We start from the raw sequence: 13463 nt of genomic DNA on the forward strand, positions 1-13463 counted from the left end.
CCCGCGCACATAACCCCGGCAGGCCCGGCGTCGGTATAAACGAGAACGAATCGCAGCTTCGCCAGCGTCAACCGGGTCGATAGATATCGAGTGGTTGTTCTGGCTCTGTCGAAGTAGGACAATTGTCGGCTTCACGTCACCATCAGCGACCTTGAATGGCCTTCCTTGCACTCGGTATTAACCACAAGACTGCTTCAGTAGACGTCCGCGAGCGCGTGGCCTTTACCCCTGAGCAGCTGGTTGAGGCCTTGCAGCAGCTCTGCCGACTCACCGACAGCCGCGAAGCTGCGATCCTCTCCACCTGCAATCGCAGTGAACTGTATATAGAACAGGATCACCTTTCGGCTGACATCGTGTTGCGCTGGCTGGCCGACTATCATCATTTGAGCCTCGATGAGCTGCGCGCTAGCGCTTATGTGCATGAAGATGATGCGGCAGTTCGTCACATGATGCGGGTCGCCTCCGGGCTCGATTCGCTGGTGTTGGGTGAGCCACAGATTCTCGGCCAGATGAAATCGGCTTACGCCGTGGCTCGCGAGGCGGGCACCATCGGTCCGCTGCTCGGGCGTTTGTTCCAGGCTACGTTCAACGCGGCAAAACAGGTGCGAACCGACACTGCCATTGGCGAGAACCCGGTGTCCGTGGCGTTTGCCGCAGTCAGCCTGGCGAAACAGATCTTCAGTGATTTGCAACGCAGCCAGGCCTTGCTGATCGGTGCCGGCGAGACCATCACTCTGGTCGCCCGCCATCTGCATGAGCTGGGCGTGAAGCGAATCGTGGTCGCCAACCGCACCCTGGAGCGCGCAAGCATCCTGGCCGAGCAGTTCGGCGCCCACGCGGTGTTGCTCTCGGACATCCCGGCAGAACTGGTGCGCAGCGACATCGTCATCAGTTCCACCGCCAGCCAGTTGCCGATTCTCGGTAAAGGCGCGGTGGAAAGTGCCTTGAAATTGCGCAAGCACAAGCCGATTTTCATGGTAGATATCGCCGTTCCACGGGATATCGAGCCGGAAGTCGGCGAGTTGGACGACGTTTACCTGTATAGCGTCGACGACCTCCACGAAGTGGTCGCCGAAAACCTCAAGAGCCGTCAGGGCGCTGCCCAGGCTGCCGAGGAAATGGTGTCGGTCGGAGCCGAAGATTTCATGGTTCGCCTGCGCGAACTGGCGGCGGTGGATGTGCTCAAGGCTTATCGTCAGCAAAGCGAGCGCTTGCGCGACGAAGAATTGCAGAAGGCTCAGCGCATGCTCGCCAACGGCAGCAGCGCCGAGGACGTGCTGGTGCAATTGGCCCGTGGCCTGACCAACAAACTCTTGCACGCCCCGAGCGTGCAATTGAAAAAGCTCTCTGCCGAAGGCCGCCTCGATGCGCTGGCCATGGCCCAGGAACTCTTTGCCCTCGGTGAGGGCTCATCGGATAGCTTTTCGGATAAGAAACCGCAATGAAAGCGTCACTGCTCAATAAGCTGGACATCCTCCAGGACCGTTTCGAGGAATTGACCGCCCTGCTTGGCGATGGCGAAGTCATTTCCGATCAGAACAAATTCCGCACCTATTCCAAGGAATACGCGGAAGTCGAGCCGATCGTCGACACCTATAAACAGCTGCTCAAAGTGCAGGGCGACCTCGAAGGCGCACAGGCTCTGCTCAAGGACAGTGACCCGGACATGCGTGAAATGGCCGTGGAGGAAGTCCGCGAAGCCAAGGAGCGATTGATCGAGCTCGAAGCCAGCCTGCAACGCATGTTGCTGCCCAAGGATCCGAACGACGGGCGTAACGTGTTCCTCGAAATCCGCGCAGGCACTGGCGGTGACGAAGCGGCGATTTTCTCCGGTGACCTGTTCCGCATGTATTCGCGTTACGCCGAGCGGCGTGGCTGGCGCGTAGAAATTCTGTCGGAGAACGAAGGCGAACACGGTGGCTATAAAGAAGTCATTGCCCGCGTCGAAGGCGAGAATGTCTACGGCAAGCTGAAGTTCGAATCCGGTGCGCACCGTGTGCAGCGGGTTCCGGCCACTGAATCTCAAGGTCGCATCCACACCTCGGCCTGCACCGTGGCGGTATTGCCCGAGCCGGATGAGCAGGAAGCCATCGAAATCAACCCGGCGGATCTGCGGGTCGATACCTATCGTTCCTCCGGTGCCGGTGGTCAGCACGTCAACAAGACCGATTCGGCGATTCGTATCACGCACTTGCCGTCCGGTATTGTCGTCGAGTGTCAGGAAGAGCGTTCCCAACACAAGAACCGCGCCCGGGCGATGTCCTGGCTGTCGGCCAAGCTCAACGACCAGCAGACCAGCGCCGCGGCCAATGCCATCGCCAGCGAGCGTAAATTGCTGGTCGGTTCCGGTGATCGCTCCGAGCGGATCCGTACCTATAACTTCGCCCAGGGCCGGGTCACCGACCATCGGGTCAACCTGACGCTGTATTCGCTCGACGAAATTCTTGCGGGCGGCGTGGATGCGGTGATCGAACCGTTGCTGGCCGAGTACCAGGCTGACCAATTGGCAGCGATAGGTGAGTAAATGACGATCATCGCCAGTTTGCTGCGCGCCGCCGATTTGCCTGATTCGCCAACCGCGCGTCTGGATGCCGAATTGCTGCTGGCGGCTGCCTTGGGCAAGTCCCGCAGTTTTCTGCACACCTGGCCTGAACGCATCGTCCCAAGCGAAGCGGCACTGAAGTTTGCCGAGTATTTGCAGCGCCGCCGTAGCGGTGAGCCAGTGGCCTATATTCTGGGGCAGCAAGGTTTCTGGAAGCTCGACCTGGAAGTCGCGCCCCACACGCTGATTCCACGTCCCGACACTGAATTGCTGGTGGATGCTGCGTTGGAGCTGTTGCCGGCCACCCCAGCCAAAGTGCTCGATCTGGGCACCGGCAGTGGTGCCATCGCCCTGGCGCTGGCTAGCGAGCGTCCGGCCTGGAAGGTTACCGCCGTGGATCGTGTGCTGGAAGCCGTGGCCCTGGCCGAGCGCAATCGTCAGCGCCTGAACCTGAACAACGCTACCGTACTGAGCAGTCATTGGTTCAGCGCCCTGGAAGGCCAGCGTTTTCAACTGATCATCAGCAATCCGCCCTACATCGCTTCGACCGATCCGCATCTGGCAGAAGGCGATGTGCGCTTCGAGCCGGCCAGTGCACTAGTGGCCGGCGTCGATGGGCTCGACGATCTGCGTCTGATCGTCGCCCAGGCACCGGAGCATCTTGAGGCGGGTGGCTGGTTGATGCTCGAACACGGTTACGATCAAGCCTGCGCGGTGCGCGATTTGCTGCTGACCCGCGGCTTTGAGGAAGTCCACAGCCGCACCGATCTGGGCGGTCACCAACGCATTAGTCTGGGGCGCTTGCCGTGCTGAATGATCAGGAGTTGCTGCGTTACAGTCGGCAGATTCTGCTGCAACACGTCGACATCGACGGCCAGTTACGACTCAAGGAAAGCCGCGTATTGATTGTCGGCCTCGGTGGTCTTGGCTCACCGGTTGCGCTGTACCTGGCCGCTGCCGGGGTCGGTGAGTTGCATCTGGCGGATTTCGATACGGTGGACCTGACCAATCTGCAGCGCCAGATCGTTCACGACACTGACAGCGTTGGCCTGAGCAAAGTCGATTCGGCGATTCGTCGCCTGACTGCGATCAATCCCGAGATTCAGCTGATCGCTCATCGCACTGCACTGGACGAGGATTCGCTGGCTGCCGCCGTTGCTGCGGTGGATCTGGTGCTGGATTGTTCCGACAATTTTTCCACCCGCGAGGCGGTCAACGCTGCGTGTGTGGCCGCGCGCAAGCCGTTGGTCAGCGGTGCGGCGATTCGTCTGGAAGGGCAATTGTCGGTATTCGACCCTCGTCGTCCAGAGAGCCCTTGCTACCACTGTTTATACGGTCACGGCAGCGAAGCCGAGTTGACCTGCAGCGAGGCGGGTGTCGTCGGTCCTTTGGTCGGGTTGGTCGGCAGCCTCCAGGCACTGGAAGCGCTGAAACTGCTGGTGGGGTTCGGCGAGCCGTTGGTGGGGCGCCTGTTGTTGATCGATGCCTTGGGCTCACGCTTCCGTGAATTGCGGGTCAAGCGTGATCCAGGCTGCAGCGTCTGCGGGGCGAGCCATGCGTGAAGCGCCGATTGCTGTATTCGATTCCGGCGTCGGTGGACTCTCCGTGCTGGCCGAGATCCAGCAGTTGCTGCCCAACGAATCTCTGTTGTACCTCGGTGATTGCGGGAATATTCCCTACGGCGAGAAAACCCCGGCATTCATTCGCCAGCGTTGCAGCGTCATGGCGCATTTCTTTCAGCAGCAGGGTGCCAAGGCGCTGGTACTGGCTTGCAACACCGCGACGGTGGCTGGCGTTGCGGACTTGCGGCGCGATTTTCCCGAGTGGCCCATCGTCGGCATGGAGCCCGCGGTCAAGCCGGCTGCTGCGGCAACGCGCAGCGGTGTGGTCGGCGTGCTCGCCACCACCGGTACTTTGCAGAGTGCCAAGTTTGCTGCCTTGCTCGACCGTTTCGCCACTGATGTGCGAGTCATCACTCAGCCGTGCCCTGGTCTGGTGGAGCTGATTGAAAATGGCGACCTGCACAGCGAGACATTGCGCCGGTTGCTGCAAGGGTATGTCGAACCGCTGCTGGCTGCTGGTGCAGATACGATCATTCTCGGCTGCACGCATTATCCCTTTTTAAAGCCGCTGCTAAAGCAGATGCTCCCGCAAAGCATCAGCCTGATCGATACCGGTGCCGCTGTGGCGCGGCAGCTCCAGCGTCTGTTGGTCGAGCGTGAATTGCTGGCCGAGGGGCCTGCTCGCCCCGCACAGTTCTGGTCGAGTTCGGACCCTGAGCATTTCAGAAATATCTTACCGGTCCTGTGGAATATGTCTGGGGTTGTGCGAAGCTTCGATAGGTAGAAGCGCGTAGCAAGCGAATAATTGGGGTGAACTTCTGATTAAACGACGATTTCTATAGCTTTGTTTGTTGGGCAGCATAAAAACCATACCAAATTGTTCGGAAAAGGATGTTTCTAATGAAGCGACTATTCTGTTTGGCCGCGATTGCGACCGCATTAATGGGGCACAGTTTTACCGCACAGGCGGCAGGGGTGGAGTTCGGGGTCGGCCAGACCAGCGATTCGACCATGACCTACCGATTGGGCATGCAGTTCGATTGGGACAAGAGCTGGCTCCAGAGTGACGTTGGTCGCTTGACCGGCTACTGGAGCGGCGCTTACACCTACTGGGATGGCGACAAAACAGCGAGCAACCACAGTTTGTCGTTCTCGCCGGTGCTGGTGTACGAGTTTGCCGGCCAGACCATCAAACCCTATGTCGAAGCGGGGATCGGCGTCGCGGTATTTGCCAACACCGAACTTGAAGATAACAAGCTCGGCAGTGCCTTTCAGTTCGAAGACCGTTTCGGCTTTGGTCTGCGCTTTACCGGCGGACATGAAGTCGGGATTCGCGCCACCCACTATTCCAATGCCGGGCTCAGCAACCCGAACGACGGTGTAGAAAGTTACGCATTGCATTACACGATGCCGTTGTAAGCCTGCGATGTTTTAAACGTGGGAAGCGAGCCTGCTCGCTTCCCACGTTCGTATTCGGGGGACTTCGCCTTCACCGATACGCCGTCGCAATCCCCTGGCGTTCGGTGATGCATTCCGGTGCGCCCATTTCGAACTCCCTGCAGATCAGCGGACGCTTTTCATAGATGGTGCACATCATGCTGTTGCGATCCAGCGCGGCGCACCAGCCATCATCCAGTCGCAGCATGACTTCACCCCCCCAATCATCGGTATCGATAAAGCGTTCGGGCACGCCGGTGTCAGTGATCAGCATCACTTCAAGCTGGCAGCAGCAGGCTGCGCAGGTCGAGCAGGTGATCGCAGGCTCGGCGACTTGCGTGTGGGGAATGGTTTTCATGGCGCGCAGTGTAAGGCAGTGGACCCACGCTGTGTAAAAGGCCTGACAGACGCTCGGGCTTCACGGCATGTCCTCGATTGGTGGCTTGGTTCGCGCTTGTCCGTCGACTGCCAGTCCCGTCCGGTCGGGTTGTTGCGGCAGCGGCCAAAGAACAGGCATGAGCAGCTCCGGCAAGAAGAGTTCCAGTGGACGATTCCTGATCATGTCGAGGAGGTATCGCGCAGCCTGGTCCGCTGTCCAGTCGAGATGTATCGGGACGCCGTCGTTCAGGGTTGTATCGATAAGCCCTGGGCTGACCACGGTCATTTCGATGTTTTCCGGCGTCATGTCGATGCGTAAAGACTCGAGCAGATGACGCAACCCGGCCTTTGAATCGCCATGGGATTCAGCCCGTGGCAGGGGGAGCCAGGTCACCGAACTGGCCATGCCCACCAGATGCGGCGCAGTGCCCGCATGCAGCAGGGGCCGGGCGGCTGCGATGCAATAACTGCTGGCAAGCAAGTTGGTACGCACGATGTGCTCGATGATAGACGAGTCCAACTGATTGATGTCGACGTATTCGCAGGTGCCGGCGTTAAGGATCATGGTGTCCAGAGAGCCCCATTCCTGCGCAATCCGCTCACCGATTTCGCGCACTCTTTGCCCGTTGGTCAAATCGCCCTCGACCACCAATACTTGACCAGGATAGCGCTCGGACAGGGATATCAATGACTTCACCGAGCGCGAGCTGACCGCCAGATGGGCTCCGGTTTTCAGTATTTCTTCGGCCAGCGCGGCACCGATACCATCGCTGGCGCCGGTCAACCAGTATCGCCTTGGGGGTGTACGACTCATACCAACTCCCTTTTCAACCCAATATTTTCCTGTCTCGATTCCGTGTTCATAACGCAATGCTGTGGAATCAATCTAATTACGGTGGCGATAAACCCTGTCGTGATGGCAGGTTCTTGAACGCGGCGATGGCCCGCTCCCGGGAAGCGCTCAGGCTGACGATGGGCAACGGATAATCCCTCACGCCGAACAGTCCGTCGAGATTTGCCGGGTTGTGCAGGTCTTTTTTGTTCCGCCCGCTGAGCTCCGGCAACCAGTGCTTGATGAACACCCCTTCGGCGTCGAACTTTTCCGACTGGCTCAGCGGGTTGAAAATCCGGAAGTAGGGTGCTGAATCGGTGCCGGTGGACGAACTCCACTGCCAGCCACCATTGTTCGCTGCCAGGTCACCATCAATCAGATGCCGCATGAAGAAGCGTTCGCCTTCCCGCCAGTCGATCAGCAGGTTCTTGGTCAGGAACATTGCGACCACCATGCGCAGGCGGTTGTGCATCCAGCCGGTTTCCAGCAGCTGGCGCATGGCGGCGTCGATGATCGGCAGGCCGGTGCGGCCTTGCTGCCAGGCTTTGAGCTCTTCCGGGGCGTCACGCCAGGCCAGGGCTTCGGTTTCCGGGCGGAAGGCGCGGTGCCGGGAGACCCGTGGGTAGCCCACCAGAATGTGTTTGTAGAACTCGCGCCACAACAACTCATTGATCCAGGTAATGGCACCGACCTTGCCGCTTTCGAACTCGCCCTGATTGCTTCGCAGCGCAGCGTGCAGGCACTGACGAGGGGAAATCACACCGGCGGCGAGATAGGCCGAGAGCTGGCTGGTGCCGGGTTTTGCCGGGAAGTCGCGTTCGCTGTGGTAGTGCTCGATCTGGGCGTCGACAAAGGTGTCGAGACGGCGCCGGGATTCGGTTTCACCGGCTGGCCAGAGGGCACGCAAGCTGTCGTTGGGGGGATCGAAACCCTCGACACGGCAGGGCGGTTCGTCGCTGCCGATAGGCAACGGAGCCTGGAGGGCAGGTGCGGCGACCAGTCCGGGTAATGATGCGTGCAGGCGTTCGTAGCAGACCTTGCGAAACTGGCTGAAGACCTGGAAGTAGGTTCCGGTTCTGGTGAGCACGGTGCCTGGCTTGAACAGCAGTTGATCAAGGTAGCTGTGAAAGTCGATGCCTCGGGCTTTCAGCGCTTGAGCTACCGCTGCATCACGGCGGGTTTCATGAATGCCGTATTCCTCGTTGACGTGCACCGCGTCGATCTTCAACTGCTGGCACAGTTCGAGCAGAACCTTGGGCGCCTCATCCCAGCGGGGCGCCCGGCGAATCAGCAGCGGGATGTTCAGGGCATCCAGCGCGCGGCGTAATTCGCCGAGGTTGCGCAGCCAGAAATCCACTTTGCACGGCGCATCATCATGCGCAAGCCACTGCTGCGGGCTCAGCAAATACACCGCCACACTCGGGCCACGGGCTGCGGCGGCCGAGAGGGCGGTGTTGTCATGTAGACGCAAGTCGCTGCGCAGCCAGATCAATTGCATGGTCGTATCCGTACGATTCATTAAATGAGCCCACGCTGAATCAGGTCCAGATGGGCCGATAACGGGTTATCGGCCAGGATCAAATCAACAATGGCGGTGTTTTTTGCGGTCAAGTCGGCGTGGTGGATGCACACCGTTGGACCGGCGATCATTTTTGGGCAACTGACGCCATTCAAAAGTTTCGACAACTTTGCAAGGTTCATGGCTTTGCTGGAATACAGCAGTACGCCGCGGGCTTGCAGGTGATCGACCGCCAGCGTCAGTTCGCCGACCGGGAGTGGCCAGTCGAAAACTTCCACCGGGCAATCGGTGCTGCTGATCAGCCAGGCGGTGAGCCATAGATGAGGCTCCAGAGGCAGGTCCGAGTGATTGATCAGCAGCAGCGGCGCGGTGCGCAACTGACGGTTGTTGTGATAGACCCTTGCGCCGAATTTACTGCGCAACCAGGAATAGACAAACACCCGCTCCATCTGGGCACCGAACTGGCCTTGCCAGCGTTGTTCCAGCTCCGCCAGCAACGGCATCAACAGGTGTTCACACAAAGTGCGTGGCGGATACAGCGCCATTGCCTGGTTCACAGTGTCATCAAGGGTGCGTTCGGCCAGTTGGGTAACGGCTTGCAGCAGTGTCTGGCGCAGCACCAGCCAATCGTTTCCGACGGGCTCGGCAAGCACCTGAGGCGTGTCGAGCAGTTGCTTGACCTGACCGACCGCCACGCCGCGATTGAGCCAGGTGAGGATCATCAGGATGCGTTGGACGTGTTCGGCGCAGAACAGTCGATGACCCTTGGGGGTTCGCTGAGGCACGATCAACCCGTAGCGCCGTTCCCAGGCGCGCAAGGTGACGGCGTTGACCCCGGTCTGCCGCGCCACTTCACGGATGGGCAGCCAGCCTGCGTCCAGAGCCTTTTTGAAATCGGTGCCGAGGTCTTCGCTGGCGCTGGTGTCCGGTGGGGTTTTCATTAGATTGCGTTTCGCAGGCTGAGGTTTTCCGGGTGCGGTTGCAGGTAGACCTGTTGCGCAATGTACGGATCCGGATGTTGGCGGAAGTAGTGTTTGAGCAACGTCAGCGGCACCACCAGTGGCACGATGCCGTGACGATACTGGCCGATGATGTGCTGCATTTCCTGCTTGTCTTCAGTGCTGATGGCCTGTTTGAGGTAGCCACTGAGGTGTTGCAGGACGTTAGTGTGGGTGCGGCGCGTGGCGCATTTTTTCAAGGCGGCCATCAGCTCGCTGAAATAGCGTGGGCCGATGGTGTCGGGATCGGTGCGGCCCATGCTGCCCAGCAGGTTGCCCAAGGTTTTGTATTGCACCGGATTGTGGGCCATCAACAGGTATTTGTAGCGCGAGTGAAAATCCGTCAGGCGGCGCCGGGTCAGGCCGGTCCGCAGCAATTGCTGCCAGGCGCTATAGGCGAACACGCGGGTGAGGAAGTTTTCCCGCAGCACCGGGTCGTTGAGCCGGCCTTCTTCCTCCACCGGCAAATCAGGGTGCAGCGCGCAGAAGGTCCGGGCGTAAATGCCACTGCCGCCGCCGTCCACCGGCGCGCCATTGGCGTGGTAGACCTTGACCCGCTCCAGGCCGCACGAAGGGGATTTCTGCATGAAGATATAGCCGCAGATGTCACCCAGTTCCCGAGCCATTTTCTGAGCATATTCGGCCAGCGGCCGGGTGACGTTGTTTTCAGGGTTGACGGTGCCGACCGCCTGCGGATGTTCGGGGTTGCCGACCAGTCGGATCGGTTCGCGAGGGATACCCAGGCCGATGGCAACTTCCGGGCACACCGGGACGAAATCGAAATAATCGGAAAGGAAGTGGCTGCATAGCCGTGACGTCTTGTGCCCGCCGTTGTAGCGAACCTCGGCCCCCATCAGGCAGGCGCTGATGGCGATTTTGGGTAGGGTTGCTGTTTGTGCAGGCATCGGAGCACCTCGAATCCAGACTTGTACGGATGATTAAACCTGTACAACATCTGTCCATCATAGATCCAAAGGTGTACAAGTCAAATTTTCTGTATAAGTTTTTAGCAGGGCTGCTGTCCATGTCGACAGCAGCAATGTGCTCTAATCGAGGCGGTTCATTGCAGGTGTTCGTGCAGGCGGCGGGCCGCTTCCTGGCCACTGAGCCAGGCGCCTTCGACACGGCCGGACAGGCACCAGTCGCCACATACATATAAACCCAGATCAGCATCGGCCAGGGCTCCCCACTCATGGCTGCTGGCCGGCCGGGCGTAAAGCCAGCGGTGAGCGAGGCTGAAGGTCGGTGCAGGCATGGCATCGTGCAACAGTTCGGCAAAGGCACCGTGCAATTGCTCGATCACCGCCTCCTTGGACAGATCGATATGCTGTCGGCTCCAGGCACTGGTGGCGTGCAGCACCCAAGTATCGAGGGTGTTGTCGCGTCCCGGCTTGCTACGGTTGCGCGCCAGCCAGTCGAGGGGGCTGTCTTGCACGAAGCAGCCTTCGATCGGCGTCTCCAGTGGCGTGTCGAAAGCCAGGGCAACCGCCCAGGTCGGCTCCATTTTTACCCCGGCGGCGGCCCCGGCGAGTTTCGGCGCAGCAGGCAGCAGCGCGGTCGCCTGAGGGGCTGGCGTGGCAATCACCACATGACTGAACGGCCCGTGGGTGAAGCCTTCGGCGTCTTGCAGATGCCAGTGCTCTTCGCCGCGATAGACCTCGGTGATCCGGCAGCCGAATTGCACTTGCAGGTCACCGAGCAGCGCACGGGTGATGGCGCTCATGCGCGGCGTGCCGACCCAACGTGTCTGTTCGTCCGGCGAGGGTCTGAGCTGGCCACCGTGGAAGGTATAGAGCTGCGGCGTCCATACGGCGACCCAACCGTTGGCTTGCCAGCGCTGGACTTCGGTAACGAATCGACGGTCGCGGGCAGTGAAATATTGCGCGCCCATGTCCAGAGCACCCGCATCGCTGCGCTTGCTCGACATGCGCCCGCCGCTGCCACGGCTTTTATCGAAAAGTTGAACGACATGCCCGGCCTCCGTAAGGGCCTGGGCGGCTGAGAGTCCGGCGATGCCGGTGCCGATGATTGCGATAGGTACAGTCATAGGGGCCTCGTTTACCTGTCTGTACAGACTACGCCGTGGTTCAAACCTGTACAATATTGTTTTTTGGTATAACTTTTAGCGTTCTTGTTCTGAGAGCTTGGCCTATTGTTAAACACAGAGCCTGCCCAATACCAAAGATCCCTGCTTATAAAAATAGACTAGTGATCCGGGTAAAACGCCACGCGAGGAAGATGTCATGCAAATATTGCTGACCGGCGGTACTGGTTTGATAGGACGTCAGCTCTGCCGACACTGGTCGGGTCAGGGGCATCACCTCACCGTCTGGAGTCGCAAGCCCGAAAAAGTCGCCAAAATCTGCGGCACTCAGGTACGGGGAATCGCACGGCTTGAGGATTTTGGGCCAGAACCGGTGGATGCAATCATCAACCTTGCAGGTGCGCCGATCGCCGATCGGCTTTGGACCCACAAGCGCAAAGCGCTGTTGTGGAGCAGCCGGATCACGCTGACCGAAACCCTATTGGCGTGGCTTGAAAGTCGCGCGCAGAAACCGCAGGTGCTGATCTCAGGCTCAGCGATCGGTTGGTACGGTGACGGCGGCGAGCGGGAGTTGACCGAGCAATCGCCACCGGTCATCGATGATTTCGCCAGCCAATTGTGTATCGCCTGGGAAGAAACCGCGCAACGCGCCGAAGCCTTGGGCATTCGCGTAGTGCTCATTCGTACGGGGTTGGTGTTGTCCGCCGAGGGCGGCTTTTTGTCGCGTCTGTTGTTACCGTTCAAACTGGGGCTGGGCGGGCCGATCGGCAGCGGTCGGCAGTGGATGTCGTGGATTCATATCGAAGATCAAATCGCCCTGATTGATTTTCTTCTGCATCGCAATGAGGCCAGCGGTCCCTATAATGCCTGCGCCCCCGGTCCGGTGCGTAATCGCGAATTCGCCAAAACGTTGGGTGACGTATTGCATCGTCCAGCGTTCATGCCAATGCCGACTCTCGTCTTGAAGGTCGGTCTGGGCGAGTTGTCATTGTTGTTGCTGGGTGGTCAGAAGGCTATGCCAGCTCGTTTGCTGGAAGCGGGTTTCACTTTCCGGTTCACTGATTTGCGCGCGGCATTGGACGATTTGTCCGGCCGCCTCTGAAATAGGACGTTGCATGACCGATCACGCGTTGCTTCTGGTCAACCTGGGTTCACCTGCTTCCACCTCGGTGGCGGATGTACGCAGTTACCTCAATCAATTTCTGATGGACCCATACGTGATCGACCTGCCATGGCCGGTGCGACGTTTGCTGGTGTCGTTGATTCTGATCAAGCGCCCGGAGCAATCGGCCCACGCTTACGCGTCGATCTGGTGGGAAGAGGGTTCGCCGCTGGTGGTGCTCAGCCGTCGTTTGCAACAGGCCATGACCGCCCAATGGACCCACGGGCCTGTAGAGCTGGCGATGCGTTACGGCGAGCCATCGATTGAATCCGCACTGGTGCGGCTGGCTGCCCAGGGGCATAAGAAAGTGACCCTGGCGCCGCTCTATCCGCAATTCGCCGACAGCACCGTGACCACCGTGATCGAAGAAGCCAAGCGCGTGGTGCGCGATAAAAAGCTCGACATGCAGTTCTCGGTTCTTCAGCCGTTCTACGATCAGCCGGAATACCTTGATGCGTTGGTGGCCAGTGTCAGGCCTTATCTGCAGCAGGATTTCGATCATCTGCTGCTGAGCTTCCATGGTTTGCCGGAACGGCACCTGAAGAAGCTCAATCCGGGGCACAGCTTCGAAGGTGGTGGCGATTGCTGCGCCGGTGCGCCGCCAGAAGTGGTCGCGACTTGTTATCGCGGTCAGTGCCTGCGCACGGCCGCAGAGTTTGCCAAGCGCATGGGCATTCCGGACGGCAAGTGGTCGGTGTCGTTCCAGTCGCGTCTGGGGCGGGCCAAGTGGATCGAACCCTACACCGAAGCGCGCCTCGATGAGTTGGCCAAAAGCGGCGTGAAGAAAGTCCTGGTGATGTGCCCGGCCTTCGTTGCCGACTGCATCGAGACACTGGAAGAAATCGGTGATCGTGGGAAGGAGCAATTCCGCGAAGCGGGAGGGGAGGAGTTGGTACTGGTGCCTTGCCTCAACGATGAGCCGCAATGGGCCAAGGCGTTGAACGCGTTGTGCGAAAGGGCGCCGTTGGCGCTTTAAAAGCATCGCGGGC

The 13463-nt window shown here is 59.5% G+C and carries 14 protein-coding genes; 8 read left to right on the plus strand and 6 right to left on the minus strand.

Annotation, left to right across the window (positions count from 1 at the left end):
* Positions 1-155 precede the first annotated feature (155 nt).
* From hemA to AC30D7_RS07160, 6 genes are all read left to right on the plus strand, one after another.
* Positions 156-1445 carry a glutamyl-tRNA reductase gene (hemA, locus tag AC30D7_RS07135; RefSeq protein WP_008074196.1) on the plus strand — a complete coding sequence of 430 codons (1290 nt, stop codon included), beginning with the start codon at positions 156-158 and terminating at the stop codon, positions 1443-1445.
* Positions 1442-2524, plus strand: coding sequence for a peptide chain release factor 1 (gene prfA, locus AC30D7_RS07140; protein WP_007939759.1), 1083 nt, complete (start codon positions 1442-1444; stop codon positions 2522-2524). The genes hemA and prfA overlap by 4 nt, the downstream gene beginning before the upstream one ends.
* The gene (gene prmC, locus AC30D7_RS07145) at positions 2525-3355 is read left to right on the plus strand and encodes a peptide chain release factor N(5)-glutamine methyltransferase (protein ID WP_490133558.1); all 831 of its coding nucleotides are present in this window, start codon (positions 2525-2527) and stop codon (positions 3353-3355) included. It abuts the gene before it with no gap.
* On the plus strand, positions 3349-4104 hold the full coding sequence (locus AC30D7_RS07150) for a molybdopterin-synthase adenylyltransferase MoeB (RefSeq protein ID WP_490133559.1): 756 nt from the start codon (positions 3349-3351) through the stop codon (positions 4102-4104). The genes prmC and AC30D7_RS07150 overlap by 7 nt, the downstream gene beginning before the upstream one ends.
* A complete protein-coding gene (gene murI, locus AC30D7_RS07155; RefSeq protein ID WP_490133560.1) occupies positions 4097-4888 on the plus strand; it encodes a glutamate racemase in 792 nt (263 codons plus the stop codon). Before AC30D7_RS07150 ends, murI begins: the two co-directional genes overlap by 8 nt.
* Positions 4889-5004: 116 nt before the next feature.
* Entirely contained in the window at positions 5005-5523 is a 519-nt protein-coding gene (locus AC30D7_RS07160) for an acyloxyacyl hydrolase (protein WP_490133561.1), read from the plus strand.
* Between the two features lie 70 nt (positions 5524-5593).
* Here AC30D7_RS07160 and AC30D7_RS07165 read toward each other — a convergent pair whose 3' ends face one another.
* The 6 genes from AC30D7_RS07165 to AC30D7_RS07190 all read right to left on the minus strand — a co-directional run bounded on the left by AC30D7_RS07165 (position 5594) and on the right by AC30D7_RS07190 (position 11315).
* Positions 5594-5899 (minus strand): YkgJ family cysteine cluster protein, encoded by a 306-nt coding sequence (locus tag AC30D7_RS07165; RefSeq protein WP_490133562.1) that lies wholly within the window; start codon positions 5897-5899, stop codon positions 5594-5596.
* A 60-nt stretch (positions 5900-5959) separates the two neighbouring features.
* Positions 5960-6733, minus strand: a complete 774-nt coding sequence (locus AC30D7_RS07170) for an SDR family NAD(P)-dependent oxidoreductase (protein WP_490133563.1) — start codon at positions 6731-6733, stop codon at positions 5960-5962.
* A 76-nt stretch (positions 6734-6809) separates the two neighbouring features.
* On the minus strand, positions 6810-8249 hold the full coding sequence (gene phrB / locus AC30D7_RS07175; RefSeq protein WP_490133564.1) for a deoxyribodipyrimidine photo-lyase: 1440 nt from the start codon (positions 8247-8249) through the stop codon (positions 6810-6812).
* Positions 8250-8269: 20 nt separating this feature from the next.
* A complete protein-coding gene (locus AC30D7_RS07180) occupies positions 8270-9211 on the minus strand; it encodes a MerR family transcriptional regulator (protein ID WP_490133565.1) in 942 nt (313 codons plus the stop codon).
* A complete protein-coding gene (locus tag AC30D7_RS07185; protein WP_490133566.1) occupies positions 9211-10173 on the minus strand; it encodes a YbgA family protein in 963 nt (320 codons plus the stop codon). The genes AC30D7_RS07180 and AC30D7_RS07185 overlap by 1 nt, the downstream gene beginning before the upstream one ends.
* 155 nt (positions 10174-10328) lie before the next feature.
* Entirely contained in the window at positions 10329-11315 is a 987-nt protein-coding gene (locus AC30D7_RS07190) for an NAD(P)/FAD-dependent oxidoreductase (protein ID WP_490133567.1), read from the minus strand.
* Between the two features lie 196 nt (positions 11316-11511).
* Between AC30D7_RS07190 and AC30D7_RS07195 the strand changes: the two genes are divergently transcribed.
* Positions 11512-12414 (plus strand): TIGR01777 family oxidoreductase, encoded by a 903-nt coding sequence (locus tag AC30D7_RS07195; protein WP_490133568.1) that lies wholly within the window; start codon positions 11512-11514, stop codon positions 12412-12414.
* 13 nt (positions 12415-12427) lie between these two features.
* Positions 12428-13450 carry a ferrochelatase gene (hemH, locus tag AC30D7_RS07200; protein ID WP_490133569.1) on the plus strand — a complete coding sequence of 341 codons (1023 nt, stop codon included), beginning with the start codon at positions 12428-12430 and terminating at the stop codon, positions 13448-13450.
* The last annotated feature ends 13 nt before the right edge of the window (positions 13451-13463 follow it).

The sequence above is a fragment of the Pseudomonas sp. DF5 genome, assembly GCF_058148225.1.

What these genes read in the sequence shown, in the direction of transcription:
- hemH (WP_490133569.1), top strand. Translation starts at nt 12,428, where the DNA reads ATGACCGATCACGCGTTGCTTCTGGTCAACCTGGGTTCACCTGCTTCC.
- AC30D7_RS07190 (WP_490133567.1), bottom strand. Translation starts at nt 11,315, where the DNA reads ATGACTGTACCTATCGCAATCATCGGCACCGGCATCGCCGGACTCTCA.
- phrB (WP_490133564.1), bottom strand. Translation starts at nt 8,249, where the DNA reads ATGCAATTGATCTGGCTGCGCAGCGACTTGCGTCTACATGACAACACC.
- AC30D7_RS07195 (WP_490133568.1), top strand. Translation starts at nt 11,512, where the DNA reads ATGCAAATATTGCTGACCGGCGGTACTGGTTTGATAGGACGTCAGCTC.
- hemA (WP_008074196.1), top strand. Translation starts at nt 156, where the DNA reads ATGGCCTTCCTTGCACTCGGTATTAACCACAAGACTGCTTCAGTAGAC.
- prmC (WP_490133558.1), top strand. Translation starts at nt 2,525, where the DNA reads ATGACGATCATCGCCAGTTTGCTGCGCGCCGCCGATTTGCCTGATTCG.
- AC30D7_RS07180 (WP_490133565.1), bottom strand. Translation starts at nt 9,211, where the DNA reads ATGAAAACCCCACCGGACACCAGCGCCAGCGAAGACCTCGGCACCGAT.
- AC30D7_RS07185 (WP_490133566.1), bottom strand. Translation starts at nt 10,173, where the DNA reads ATGCCTGCACAAACAGCAACCCTACCCAAAATCGCCATCAGCGCCTGC.
- AC30D7_RS07170 (WP_490133563.1), bottom strand. Translation starts at nt 6,733, where the DNA reads ATGAGTCGTACACCCCCAAGGCGATACTGGTTGACCGGCGCCAGCGAT.
- prfA (WP_007939759.1), top strand. Translation starts at nt 1,442, where the DNA reads ATGAAAGCGTCACTGCTCAATAAGCTGGACATCCTCCAGGACCGTTTC.
- AC30D7_RS07160 (WP_490133561.1), top strand. Translation starts at nt 5,005, where the DNA reads ATGAAGCGACTATTCTGTTTGGCCGCGATTGCGACCGCATTAATGGGG.
- AC30D7_RS07165 (WP_490133562.1), bottom strand. Translation starts at nt 5,899, where the DNA reads ATGAAAACCATTCCCCACACGCAAGTCGCCGAGCCTGCGATCACCTGC.
- murI (WP_490133560.1), top strand. Translation starts at nt 4,097, where the DNA reads ATGCGTGAAGCGCCGATTGCTGTATTCGATTCCGGCGTCGGTGGACTC.